The sequence below is a fragment of the Parasaccharibacter sp. TMW2.1882 genome, assembly GCF_023337635.1.
GTDB classification, from domain to species: Bacteria; Pseudomonadota; Alphaproteobacteria; order Acetobacterales; family Acetobacteraceae; genus Bombella; species Bombella apis.
The window spans coordinates 248,210-260,444 of sequence record NZ_NWUT01000002.1; the positions used below are offsets into that span (position 1 = coordinate 248,210).

Sequence of the window (12,235 nt, forward strand, 5' to 3'; positions counted from 1 at the left end):
ATACGTCGTGGCTGCCTGCCCTGTTCATGCATCATCAGGCGCGATTCAGCTTGTGGCCTGCACGCTGGAGAGCGGAACCTCAGCCCCACCCATCATGACATTCATGCCCGTGCTGGTCTTCTTCATCCCCGTGACCGTGCCACGCACGGCAAAGGGCACGTCAGCCGTATTGCCCCGGCTGTCCACACTCTTCACCGCCACGCTATAGGCCCCATCACTGAGGGTCGTGCCATTGTCGTCCTTGCCATCCCAGTTCCAGGATGTCTGGCCGCCATCCGCCCGCACCACGTCGTGATAGACCACCTGCCCGGCACTGTTGGCCACGGAAATGCCAACCATCTGGCCCGCTCCTGCCTGGAAGGACAGACCAGCCGAACCGGACTGCAGGGGCAGCGTGGACCCGGAAGCACTGACCTGCCGCCCGACCAGCCCCTTGTCCTGCGTCAACTGGGCTGTCTCATTCAGAGAAATGAGGGTGTTGAGGTTGCTGTTTGTCTGGACCTGCTGCTCCACACTGGAGAACTGCGCCAGCTGGGCTGCCATGTTCTCCGTATTCATCGGGCTGCTGGGGTCCTGATGCTTCAGCTGGGCTGTCAGAAGGGTCAGGAAGTTGTTTTCATTCTTTGCCATCGAGGCAAAGGCACCTTCCGTGGTCCCTGCGGATGACCCGCTCTGCCCGGCGCCGGAGAGGGACGCTGCCCCACTGCGGGCGGCGCTGTCTGTCGCCTGCTGCAAGGCCAGAAGATTGTTGGAAGACAGTGAATTCACCATGTGGTTCTCCTTCCGAGATGATGCATGTCAGACTGAAATATTGAGATGGCCCATCCGTGCGGGCCTGACCGTGGCGGGGGTGACGGCACTTTCCTCTGCCTGAAGAGACGGTTCCTGCCGGGCTGGAGCAGGCACATCATCTCCCGAGCGGGAGCGCTGTTCCTGGGAGCTGCCGCCTTCCCCTCCAGAGAAAAAGGCACCGGCCTGCTGCCCTGAAGACTGATGCCCCCCCTGCCACTGATGCTGCGGCATGTTCTGCTCCTGGCCTCCGGCCATATGGCCGGCATCGGCAGGCAGGACATCAATCTTCATCAGGCTGGCATGAAGGCCTGCCTCATCCAGCTCTCTGGCCAGAACATGATGTGTTTTCTGAAGGGCCTCGGTCGTGCCATCATCCTGCCCCTGCAAGGAAAGGGCCGACAGACCTGCTGCGGAGCGGTCCAGCTGCACATGAACCGGCGTTGAATCCGCTGTCATGACGGTCATGGTCAGCGTCCCAGCCTGCCCGGCAGTCGCCCGCCCTGCCAGCACACCAGCTGCGGAACCACCTGTCTGAAGGGCAGAAAGACCTGTTTCTGCAGCGGCCTGCCGTGCTTCATGCGATGTCACGCCCGCTGTCACGCCACGGGTTTCCGGCTGGATGATGTGCCCCTCGGAGGATGTCACAAGGCCAGCGAAGGACGACAGGCTGCCCTGCACCTCCTGCCCGCCATCCCCACCAGAGCCTCCCGTCACCCCGGCACTCTCATGCCCGGGCATGTCCTGCCCCTCACCGGAAGCGCCCTGGTCGCCATGACCAGCAGAAAACGCCTCCGATTCTCCAGACGAAGCCTTCACCATAAGGCTGAACAGACTGTCTGTTGTCTGGCCCTCAGGCCCGCTGCGCAAATCCCCCTGCCGGGAGGCAGTCACCGTGTTTCCTACCATGGAAGACGGACCGGACAGGACACCCGCCATGCCGGACTGGAAATTCATCGCCTGCACAGCCGACAGTGCCCTGTCTTTCGGGCCCTGTGTGGCGGCATTCACCATTGTGGGAACCTGTGTGGACTGCCGGGCCAGCAGGGCTGCATCCATCATCCGTCCGGCGGCAGCATGACGGGACGACACGTCATCACGCACCCCGGTATCCTGCCCATGAGAAGACGCCGTATCACCGGACCTGCTGACGAGGCGCATCAGATCCGATGTCGAAACCATGGCAGAACTTCCAGCAGTGCCCGCCGCAGCGGAAGCCTGGGAAAGATGCTCCATGGATGAGAAAGAGGAAATGGCTGTGGCACTGGCCGTAGCATGAGCTGACGCCATGGAAGCCTCACCACCAGCCGGAACCGTACCCAGCCCCGCAAGCGCTGCCATTCCGGCATCACTCCGCCCGCCGGTCATCTGCCCAAGGCTGGAAGACGGCATGGCCGTGGCCGTCCCACCACCCGCCGGGCCAGACTGGGGCTGTCCCGCTTCCATCGTGACCATAGACACCTGAGGGGACGCCATGAACGCTGCCAGAGACAGACTCTGCGTGGCCAGCCCCTCTGGCGCTACCCCATTCTGGGACGACTGATCCCCTGTCATCTGCCGGTCAGCATGAGGCGCTGCCTTTGCAGATGTATCGGCCTTCTGCGACCCGTCCGCTCCGTCCCCCCTGTCGGCGGGAGAAGAAGCCGTCTGATCATCGTGAGCCCCGGCGGCCGGAGCAGATGACCTGCCCTGCGACCTGTCTCCACGATCTGTCCCATCCGTCCCGCCTGTATGAGGGGCGGCCGCCTTGGGCTGGTCCTGATCAGAAGGCGGCACATCCGCCCCGTCATGATCGGACGGTGTCTGCCCTGCCAGAACTCCGGCAAAGCCTTTCCCGCCCGATGAAGAGCGCACGGCGCCCCTCCCAGCGGACATGGCCGCCGAAGACCGGCTGCCACCAGCAGAAGGCAGGGGAAGGCTGGAGAGTGAAGGACGGGGCATTACCATGGCGTTCTCACATTCATTCAGGCAGCATCATGTCTGTCAGGTCAGCTCACTCAACATGCTGTCGACTTCTGCAAAGCCGGGCATGAATTCTTCCGGGATGTCCTTGCGGCCAATCTCGATGCACACCTGCGGCGGCTGCCCCTGCAGGTACGCCACCAGCACGGTGCGGATCGTTTCATAATAACGGTTGTCCATCTTCACGATGGCCTGCATCCGCGAGGCCAGCGGCCCGACCACACCATAGGCCAGCAGCACCCCGAGAAAGGTTCCCACAAGAGCACCGGCAATCATTTCCCCCAGCACGGCAGGCGGCTTGCTGATGGCAGCCATGGTCTTCACCACACCCAGCACGGCCGCCACAATGCCAAGAGCAGGCAGGGCATCGGAAATGCCGGAAAGTGATTCGGCAACGTGAAGATCCTCATGCAGGTTCTTCTTCAGCTCCCTGCCCATGATCTCGTCCAGCTGGTGGCTTTCATCCAGATTCATGCTGATGAGCCGCAGGTAGTCGCAGATCATGTCACGGGTCTTCTCATCCTGCTTGATGCGTGGAGACGTGGCAAAAATGCTGCTTTCCTGCGGCTCTTCAAAATCGTTTTCCAGAGAGGCGATGCCTTTCATGTTGGCCTGCCGCAGCAGGCGGTACATGAGGGCCAGAAGGTCCATGTAGCTCTGCTGACTGTGCCGGGGGCCTTTCACGACCAGCATCAGGTAGCCGAAAACCGACTTCAGCGCTGCCATGCTGTTGCTCATGACAAACACGCCCACGGCAGCCCCCAGGATGGTCAGCAGCTCAAACGGCATGGATGCCAGAAGTGGAGCCAGTGCCCCGCCCGAAGCCGCAAAGGAACCAAACACGCAGAGCAACGCAAAAATCAGCCCACCGATATATAGCATCCTATTGTTCCCCTCTCAAAACGGCTCTGACATCATGATCCATCATCTCTTCCTGCCTGTTCATCGTGCTGCCCCCTGCGGCGGGGCCTGCTGTGTACCGGCCTGAAAGGATGCCGGCAGCGGATGCAGACGATGGATGAGCAGAACAATCCGCCGGTTCTCCGGTGCCTCCGGGTGGGCGGGGTTGGCCAGACTGCGGTCCGCACGCCCTTCCACGCTCCTGATCCGCCGGTCTGGATAACCCGCCCGGACCAGAAGCTCCCTCACACGGTCGGCCCGCATCTCGGAGAGTGTCCAGTTGGACAGGCCATGTGGATTGACCTGCCGCAGATGGTACGGAACACCATCCGTCTCCCCGATGATGGAGATATCTTCCGGCAGGCTGCCAAGCCAGGAACCGATCTGCCCGAGCAGGGCCATGCCTTCCCTGTTGGGCATGGTCTCGCCATTGTCGAACATCGGCCTGTGGGCCGTATCCTGCACCTCGATGCGGATTTCATCCGCCCCCATCCTGAAGCCGAGATTATCCTTCAGCTCATTCAGTCCGGCCTGATGGGCCAGGCTGGCCTTCAGCCCTTCCACGGTCTGACGGAGATGGGCATCCTCCTGGGCGGCCTGATGCAGACCTGCCGCCACGCCTTCCGTACCAGCTTCATGGCTGCTCTCATGGTCGGCAGAAGCCCCGGTGGACTGAGCAGCAGAGGCTGGTCCCCCGGCACTGCCATCAGCAGCGGCATTGCCCTGGCCAACCTGGCCAACATTCTCTGCCGCCCCACTCTTCGGCCCTCCGAGAGGAATGATCTCGGGACGGCCGACACTGGCTTCATCCTCATCCGGACGGTCCGCCATACCGGGCGGAAGGATGCTGACGCCACTGGCGGTCAGGATACCCTCACTTGCCCGGCCGCCTCTTGAGCCCTGATCCTCTGGATGAGTCTCCGAGGAATCCGGCTTCGGCGGCGGCTCATGATCGGAATTGTGCACCGTACGCAGGGAGGAAGGTGCCGAAAGGGGCGAGGTTTCCAGCAGCGCCTGGTCTGATGTCGCCTTGCCCGTCCTGTCCGCCATCGGATTGAAGAACAGGGCAATGCCACGCTTCTGCTCATCCGTGGTGATGTTCAGCAGCCACATGAGCAGGAAGAATGCCATCATGGCTGTCATGAAGTCGGCATAAGCGACCTTCCAGGCACCGCCATGATGCCCTGCCTCCACAACCTCTTCCCGCTTGATGATGATGGGTCGGGCATTCTTCCGGTCAGCCATGGCAGCACCACCACGCCCCCGGGCCACCCATCACCGGCAGGCCACCAACGGTCCTGGCCATCATCAACGGCCCCTGTTATGGGCGATGCCCACACGTACGGACGGCATGCCGGAGAAAGACGCCGTGCCGGTGTGGGTCAACTCAATGGACGTATCCAGCCAGACCTCTCCACCAATCTCCCGCCAGCGTTTGCAGAACGTGTAATCTTCACTGAGATAGGTACCGCTCTCGGTATCCACGCTGCCCTCGAACAGGGCAAACCGTCGGCCATCCTCACCCTCGGGGGCATCAATGCGCCTGTATTCCAGCTCGGGATAGGCCTTGATCATGCGGCTGACCGCATGACGGCTGATCATCATGAATCCCGTCCCGGCATAGGCGGTCTGCAACAGCGGGCCACGTTCATAGGTCTCATGCATGGCCGCCGTCTCGCCCACATAACGCAAAGAGGCTGTCTGCTGGCGTTCCCCGGCAAGAATGTTGTGTTTTGTTTCTTCGTCCCAGAACCGCTCACGCAGTGGGTACATCCCGGCCACCACATCTTTCCCTGTTTCAAACAGACGTGTCGGGGCATTGGCGGGGAAGCTGATGTCAGCATCGACAAAAAGGATGTGCGAACAGTCTGACCGGAAATAGAAATTGGAAAGCAGTGTATTGCGTGCCCGTGTCACGAGGGCATCATCACCGACATGCATGACCGTCATGGGGATGCTCTGACCGCTGGAGGCATAACCGATGACGGACAGCATGTAGCCTGTCGTCACCATCCCGCCAAAGCAGGGCGTCGCCAGCATGATCTTGCCTGAAGGCGTGGTCCCCATCTGCATCGTTGCGATTCCCTCCATGAAGTATGCCCATGCGAAAAGGACATGAAAAAATAAGTTTAATCATGGCAATACCGCAGCGAATTGTTGAGTCTCAAGGCTTTTATAAGGAATAATATTAAATGATTGCCAAAACCACGCCCATGTAATCCTGATGGAACCAGATGGAAGCCTTTTCGTCATGGGAAGGAAATGTTCTGTTTACAGTTCCAGCTCTTCCAACATCTTCTGATGCTGCGCCCGTTCATCAAGAGCCACCTGTTCCTGCTGTCGCAGCCTGCCTGCCTGCTCCAGCCTGTCCTGCCGCAGCAGGCCATCCGTCGCCTCCTGTGCACGCACGCAGTCCATCACCCGGCCACGGGCTGCAGTACTTACCGCCCTGGCATTGTCCAGCGCCTGTTCCAGACGGTCCATCTCTTCCTGTGCGATGGGCAGCCAGTACCGGTATCCGTTCCACAGGGTCAGGTCCTGCGCTTCTTCCTCCCGGGCCTGACTGACAAGAATCCGGTTCTCCTGCATCTGGGCCTTCAGCTCGCTTATGCTGTTCTCAAGGCGTTTTTCCTCGGCCAGACAATGGGCCAGCTCTGTACGGGCCAAAGTCGTGTTACGCTTCTGGAGAGTAAGCAGAGATGTCAGGGCCTTGAGCCGTGCCGGTTTCATGACGTTCCCTCCTCACACGTCAGGCGGGGTGCGCTTCTACACGCTCACCCTGTGAGAGAAGCTCCCGCAGACCGGCAAAAGAGTCCTCAAGGGAGACACGCTCCGTCTTTTTCTGGATGAGGAATTCTTCCAGCTGCGGGCCAAGCTGTACGGCCAGATCGGCTTCCGGATCATTCCCAGCCTTGTAGGCGCCCAGCCGGACAAGGTCCCGCACCTCATCCCACTGGGACAGAAGACGCCGTGCCCGGACTGTCAGCTCATTTTCACTCTCGCTGTTGCAACCCGGTACGGAACGGGACAATGACCGCAGAACGTTGATGGCCGGATACCGGCCCGATTCAGCAATGGAGCGTTCCAGCACCACATGACCATCAAGAATCCCCCGTACCGTGTCCGTCACCGGTTCGTTCTGGTCATCCCCTTCCACGAGAACGGAGAAGAAAGCCGTCATCTGGCCTGCCTGGCCCTGTTCATCCAATGCACCGGGGCCAGCACGCTCCAGCAGGCGAGGCAGAGTTGCAAACACGCTGGGCGGATAACCACGGGTAGCAGGCACCTCTCCGGCTGAAAGACCTATCTCCCGCAGGGCCTGACAGAAGCGGGTCACACTGTCCATCAACAGCAGGACGGACTTGCCCTGATTGCGGAAATGCTCCGCCACGGCCATGGCGCTATAGGCAGCCTCCCGCCGCATGAGGGCGGAACTGTCCGAAGTAGCGACAACAAGCACGGACTTGGCCAACCCCTCCGGCCCCAGGTCATCCTCCATGAACTCCCGGACTTCCCGGCCCCGTTCCCCCACAAGAGAAATGACCGTGACATCGCAGGCCGTCTCCCGGGCCAGCATCCCCATGAGCGTGGATTTGCCCACACCGGAGCCCGCAAAAAGCCCCAGGCGCTGCCCCTGCCGACAGGTCGTGAAGAGGTTCAGGGCCTTGATTCCCAGATCAATCCTTGCCCCCAGCCGGGCCCGTCCGGCGGCTTCCGGCGGGCGGGCATGACGCTGCTGCCGGGCTGCCGATGGCAGAAGAGGCCCTCTACCGTCCAGCGGCTGCCCCATCGGGTCCACAACACGGCCAATCCATGATTCATTGACCGCCAGCCCGCCAGACAGACCCTGCCGCCCCTGGCCGTGAAGCTCATGAAAGACCGGACAGCCGGCCCCGATTCCTTCTATGGATTCGTAGGTCATCGCCAGTGCCTGACCATGGCGGAAGGCAATGATTTCCGCCAGAATGTCCCGGCCATCCAGCGTCCTGATGCGTATCTGGTCCCCTACGGCCGTAAAGGATGCCAGACCATCCACCGTCACGCACAAGCCAGAGACATCCACCACATGCCCGGTCAGCTCCCCTATGGGGGCATCCTCCGCAGCGGGGCGGATGGTCCCTGTCAGGGTCTCCATGAGATCCTTCTGCCGGGCAAGCTGGACGGAGAGCATCACATGGCGTTCCCGCACGGCCCGGCACTGGGTTTCAATATCCGGCAGGGTGAGGGCTCCGGGCATCAGAAGAGACCGGAGGACGAAGTCCCGCCATCACCGCTACCCCCAAACAGGGCGAGGATGCCGTCTCCACCATCATCCCCACCAAAAAGATCGATCATGCTGGCCGGCTTGTCATCACTGTTATAGCTGGGGTGAATCTGCAACTGCGTCAGGTACCGTTCGGCATAGCGCTGGACATTCTCCGGCTGCGAGAAGGTCTTCATGTCAACCTTGTTGCTGATGATGCGCTTCTGCTGGTCGAAATCCAGAGCCCCGAACTGGTCCGGATCATACCCGCTGACAACCTCTGCCACACGCAGCAGGGTCGGGTCCGCCATGAGGTCATCCACCGTCTTGATCTTGCCGGACTGCATCCTCCGGGTGAAATAGAGCGCATCCCCCACGCCATTCTTCTGCTGGGCATCGCTTGTCTCGTACTGGCGCTGCTCGTAGGCACTCACCGTCGATGCCATCATGTCTGAAGTAAAAGGCGTTGCACTGGCCGTGCCATGCCCCGCCCCCATGCTGGCGAAGGCATCAGCAAAGGCCAGCCAGCTGGCATTCCGGGAGGTCTGGGCCAGAGAAGAGGAGGAGGTGGGGTCCTGCGTCAGCAGGGCCTTTTCCACAGCCTGCTGCCCGCTGAGGGAACTGAGATTGTAGGCCTTCAGCACCACCTGATTGGCAGAGTAGTTGCTCATGAGCTGCTTGGCCGTGGTGATGGATGGTGCCTTGTCCTGGAAGTCCGACACCATGCGTTTGGCCGTATTGTCGCCCTTCACGCTGTCAGCTGCTGTCTGGACCTCATTTTTCTGGGCCATAAGAAACTGTGCCACGGGTGAAATGCCACCAAGCCCCATAAGCCGCCTCCTCCATAAAACCATAAGGCTGGCACGACATCTGCCAGCATCTGGCCTCACATTAAAACACGAATGATTAATGCAAGGCTAAAATGATCATGTTTTAACCATAACAGATATGGCATGACCTGGAAACATGCCATATCTTCGCAACACGACATGAAACAGGCCTGTCATGACAAGAAGGATATTCATGAAACATTACGTCATCAGCCTCGCCCGAACACCAGACCGGCTTGAGAGGTTCCGGCGGGTCAACCGGCATGGCCCTGACATCACTCATGCGCCCGGCATTGATGGCAAAACGCTGGACAAACAGGATGCCATACAGGCCGGCCTTCTGGCACAGGACTGCCACTTCACGGCCGGAGCCATTGGCTCGGGGCTGACCCATGTTGCCCTGTGGGGAACAGTCGCCCAGAGCGGAGAGCCTGCCAACATCTTTGAAGATGACGCTTTTCTCTGCCAGAATTTTGAACAGAAGAGCCAGCAGATCATCCAGCAGCTGCCGGAAGACTGGGAGATCATCCTGTGGGGACAGAATTCGGATGCCCCTCTCCATTATGAGGTTCTGCCGGGGCAGACAGACTGTTTCGCCTATTTCAACCAGGATGATGTTCGCTGCGGCATTGAGGAATTCCGGCACCAGACGGTCGAGACACTTCCTTTCCGCCTGAAGCAGGCCTTTGGCATCTGTGGTTACGCCCTGTCTCCCCGTGGGGCCGTCTCCCTCATGAAACGCTGCCTGCCCATGACCACACTGCCCATCAATTACCCTTCACTGGGCAACAGGACCCTGATGAGCACCAGTGTCGACCATCTCATGAACCGCCATTATGCCGACATGAAGGCCTATTGCTGTGTGCCGCCCCTGGTTCTGACGGACAATCAGACAGCCAAAAGCCTGAACCGGGAGTGACAACCATGGCCCAGACCATCCCCTCACCCTCTGCCATGGCGAGACATGCCTGCACGGCCCTGCTCGGCCTGGCTCTGGCTGGCTGCGTACGACCGGCCGCCCCCTATCTGGAGAAAGGCAGCCTGCTCAGCCATGCCGGATTTGTCGCCCACCCAGCCAACACGACCGCCCGTTTTGCCCTCATGAACAGCCTGCCACCCGGTAGCCTGACCTACCGCATGGCCCCGAGCGGGCAGCGCATCTACCTCTATGCTGACCCACTGGCCTGTGGCTGTGTGTATATGGGGGATGAAACCGCCTATGGCACCCTTCAGGCCCACATGCAGGCCATCATGCAGCGCAAACACGCCCATCATCCACCGCAGGACCCGCCCCTGCCCGCCATGACGGCTGAAAATTACCGGGATACAACCTCATGGGACTGGACCGTCTGGAGCCCGGCCGCAGACCCGGACAACAACCAGCCACGCCACATGATCGGCGGATACTGGTAAAAGAGACGCAACGGGCCTTTGGCCCGTTGCTCAGGCCCGGTCATTCAGTGAAAGTGACCCGCAGGACGTATCAGATCCCACCTCGCCCGTCCGGCCATAGCCATGACGGTTGGCCTCCACCGCACTTTCAATGAGCAGCTTCATCACGGCCTCCTGCGTGACAAGAGCCCGCTGCAACAGCTCCCCATTCTGGGCAGCAATTTCAGTAAAACGCCTCTGCACCTGCCGAAAGGCAGGAGAAAGATTCTCCACCCGTACATCATGCTTCCGTGCCCTGGCCACAAGGGCTGTCAGCTCTTCCATGGTCGCTGTCTTTTCAGGCAGAAGTGCTGCAGCAGCTGACACGTCATTATCCTGAAGAAAGCGGTTTTCCTGCGCCATGATGTCCGCGGCCCGGGCAAAACTGCCCATCAGATGGGGCAGGAAAGAGCCGTCCAGTTCATCCTCGTCCCGTCTGGAAAAATGCCCGGCAAGCCGACGTGCGGCTTTGCCAAGCCTCTGCAATGTCACGGTCTGTATCCTCCTGTCCTGTTGCTGGGATGTATGCTGCTGGCCTGGGCGGCCTGCTCCTGCATGGCCTTCATCCGGCCATAAACCTGGTGGGCAATCCCTATCCCCCCGCTACGGGCAACCTCCTTGCCCAGTTCCAGCACCTGCATGGAGCGGAACTGCTTCTCGGCATTGCCTCCCCCAAAGGGCGCTGCGGAATTGTCCACCGTATCGAACATGGGCTGAAGCATTTCTCCCAGCGCCATGGCCTCAAAATCCCGGGCCGTTTTACGGACCCTGTTTTCATCCTGCGGAGACATGGGATGGCTCCGGTCTGCCTGCTTTCCGGCAGACGGGGCCGCCACATGCGCAGACGCCGCATGTGAGACTGACGAAATACTCATGAACCGGTATTTTCTCCTGTAAAAGACAGACAGTCAGACTGGATTCATCCCTGCGATCAGCGCACTTCCAGCTCAGCCTGCAAGGCACCGTCCGCCTTGATGGCCTGGAGAATACTGATCATGTCTCTGGGGCCAACCCCAAGGGCATTCAGGCCCGTTACAAGATTGGCCAGGGAGGGGCCATCAGAGAGAATGCCCATCCTGTGTTCACGATCGGTCGTGGCATTGATCTGCGTCCTGGGCACGACTGCAGTCTGCCCTGCACCAAAGGCGTTGGGCTGGACAACTTCAGGGCTGTTGGTCACCTGCACGGTCAGGTTCCCCTGGGCAATGGCCACCGTGGTGATACGGACATTATCCCCGATGACGATGGTCCCAGCGGCTTCATCCACGATGACCTTGGCCATCGTGTCCGGCGTGACGGTCAGATCCCCGATCTCATACAGGGCCTCGGAGACGTTGCGCCCTGCCAGGTTGACGGCCACCGTCCTGGGATCATCCACCCGGGCTGTCCCCCGGCCCATGTGCCGGTTGATGACATCGGCAATGCGAACCGCCGTCGTGTAATTCGAATTCTTGAGAGACAGATGGATCACCCCACCAGCCCCCAGCAGAACGGGCACTTCCCGCTCCACCACGGCACCATTGGCGATGTGCCCACTGGTTGGCACATTACGGGTGGCGACGGCCCCCGGCCCTCTGGCCGTGAAGGCGTTCGTCACCAGCGACCCCTGCGCCACGGCATAAACCTCACCATCCGCAGCCTGAAGAGGCGTCACGATCAGCGTACCGCCTGTCAGGCTCTGGGCATCACCCACGGCAGAAACCGTTACGTCAATCCGGCTGCCACCATGCGAGAACGGCGGCAGACTGGCTGTCACCATGACAGCGGCCGTGTTGTGTGTCTGCAGCTGGATGGCCTTGTCCCGGATATTGACACCAAGACGGTTGAGCATGCCAACCAGGGTTTCACGGGTAAAAAGCGTATTGGTCAGCCGGTCCCCGGTGCCGTTCAGACCGACAACAAGCCCATAACCGACGAGCTGGTTGTCCCGGATTCCTTCATAATCCACAATATCCTTGATACGGACCGCAGAGGCATGGGCTGAGCCACCCGAAAACATGCCAGACAGCACGCATCCGAAGATCGCCAGCATCATACAGCGACAGGCAGGCCGAATCCCATCCAGACTTCGGGACAGCCA

13 protein-coding genes are annotated in these 12,235 nt (G+C 60.4%); 2 read left to right on the top strand and 11 right to left on the bottom strand.

Features of this window, described 5'->3' with window-relative positions:
* Window positions 1–45: 45 nt before the first annotated feature.
* From CO583_RS06760 to CO583_RS06795, 8 genes are all read right to left on the bottom strand, one after another.
* The gene (locus tag CO583_RS06760) at window positions 46–771 is read right to left on the bottom strand and encodes a flagellar hook assembly protein FlgD (RefSeq protein ID WP_043558182.1); all 726 of its coding nucleotides are present in this window, start codon (window positions 769–771) and stop codon (window positions 46–48) included.
* A 27-nt stretch (window positions 772–798) separates the two neighbouring features.
* Window positions 799–2,736: a hypothetical protein gene (locus CO583_RS06765; RefSeq protein WP_248630649.1), complete on the bottom strand. Its 1,938-nt coding sequence runs from the start codon at window positions 2,734–2,736 to the stop codon at window positions 799–801.
* A gap of 36 nt (window positions 2,737–2,772) precedes the next feature.
* Window positions 2,773–3,633 carry a flagellar motor stator protein MotA gene (motA, locus tag CO583_RS06770; protein WP_043558177.1) on the bottom strand — a complete coding sequence of 287 codons (861 nt, stop codon included), beginning with the start codon at window positions 3,631–3,633 and terminating at the stop codon, window positions 2,773–2,775.
* Between the two features lie 60 nt (window positions 3,634–3,693).
* Complete coding sequence (locus tag CO583_RS06775; RefSeq protein WP_143539865.1) at window positions 3,694–4,896, bottom strand: flagellar motor protein MotB; 1,203 nt, start codon at window positions 4,894–4,896, stop codon at window positions 3,694–3,696.
* Between the two features lie 63 nt (window positions 4,897–4,959).
* A complete protein-coding gene (locus tag CO583_RS06780; RefSeq protein ID WP_227449683.1) occupies window positions 4,960–5,742 on the bottom strand; it encodes a hypothetical protein in 783 nt (260 codons plus the stop codon).
* Window positions 5,743–5,922: 180 nt separating this feature from the next.
* The gene (locus tag CO583_RS06785) at window positions 5,923–6,381 is read right to left on the bottom strand and encodes a hypothetical protein (protein WP_248630650.1); all 459 of its coding nucleotides are present in this window, start codon (window positions 6,379–6,381) and stop codon (window positions 5,923–5,925) included.
* A gap of 19 nt (window positions 6,382–6,400) precedes the next feature.
* Window positions 6,401–7,786, bottom strand: a complete 1,386-nt coding sequence (gene fliI / locus CO583_RS06790) for a flagellar protein export ATPase FliI (RefSeq protein WP_052348932.1) — start codon at window positions 7,784–7,786, stop codon at window positions 6,401–6,403.
* A 101-nt stretch (window positions 7,787–7,887) separates the two neighbouring features.
* Window positions 7,888–8,700 carry a DUF1217 domain-containing protein gene (locus CO583_RS06795; protein ID WP_227449684.1) on the bottom strand — a complete coding sequence of 271 codons (813 nt, stop codon included), beginning with the start codon at window positions 8,698–8,700 and terminating at the stop codon, window positions 7,888–7,890.
* A 217-nt stretch (window positions 8,701–8,917) separates the two neighbouring features.
* Between CO583_RS06795 and CO583_RS06800 the strand changes: the two genes are divergently transcribed.
* Together CO583_RS06800 and CO583_RS06805 are read left to right on the top strand one after the other, a co-directional pair.
* The gene (locus tag CO583_RS06800) at window positions 8,918–9,643 is read left to right on the top strand and encodes a glycosyltransferase family 25 protein (protein WP_043558168.1); all 726 of its coding nucleotides are present in this window, start codon (window positions 8,918–8,920) and stop codon (window positions 9,641–9,643) included.
* Window positions 9,644–9,648: 5 nt separating this feature from the next.
* Window positions 9,649–10,137, top strand: coding sequence for a hypothetical protein (locus tag CO583_RS06805; protein ID WP_043558538.1), 489 nt, complete (start codon window positions 9,649–9,651; stop codon window positions 10,135–10,137).
* A 30-nt stretch (window positions 10,138–10,167) separates the two neighbouring features.
* On the opposite strand, the gene CO583_RS06810 is transcribed toward CO583_RS06805, so the two are convergent.
* The 3 genes from CO583_RS06810 to CO583_RS06820 are packed head-to-tail and all read right to left on the bottom strand — an operon-like array spanning window position 10,168 to window position 12,190.
* Window positions 10,168–10,647 (bottom strand): hypothetical protein, encoded by a 480-nt coding sequence (locus CO583_RS06810; protein ID WP_143539917.1) that lies wholly within the window; start codon window positions 10,645–10,647, stop codon window positions 10,168–10,170.
* Window positions 10,644–11,030, bottom strand: a complete 387-nt coding sequence (locus CO583_RS06815; RefSeq protein ID WP_081562786.1) for a rod-binding protein — start codon at window positions 11,028–11,030, stop codon at window positions 10,644–10,646. The genes CO583_RS06810 and CO583_RS06815 overlap by 4 nt, the downstream gene beginning before the upstream one ends.
* A 56-nt stretch (window positions 11,031–11,086) precedes the next feature.
* Window positions 11,087–12,190, bottom strand: coding sequence for a flagellar basal body P-ring protein FlgI (locus CO583_RS06820; RefSeq protein WP_052348903.1), 1,104 nt, complete (start codon window positions 12,188–12,190; stop codon window positions 11,087–11,089).
* Window positions 12,191–12,235 lie beyond the last annotated feature (45 nt).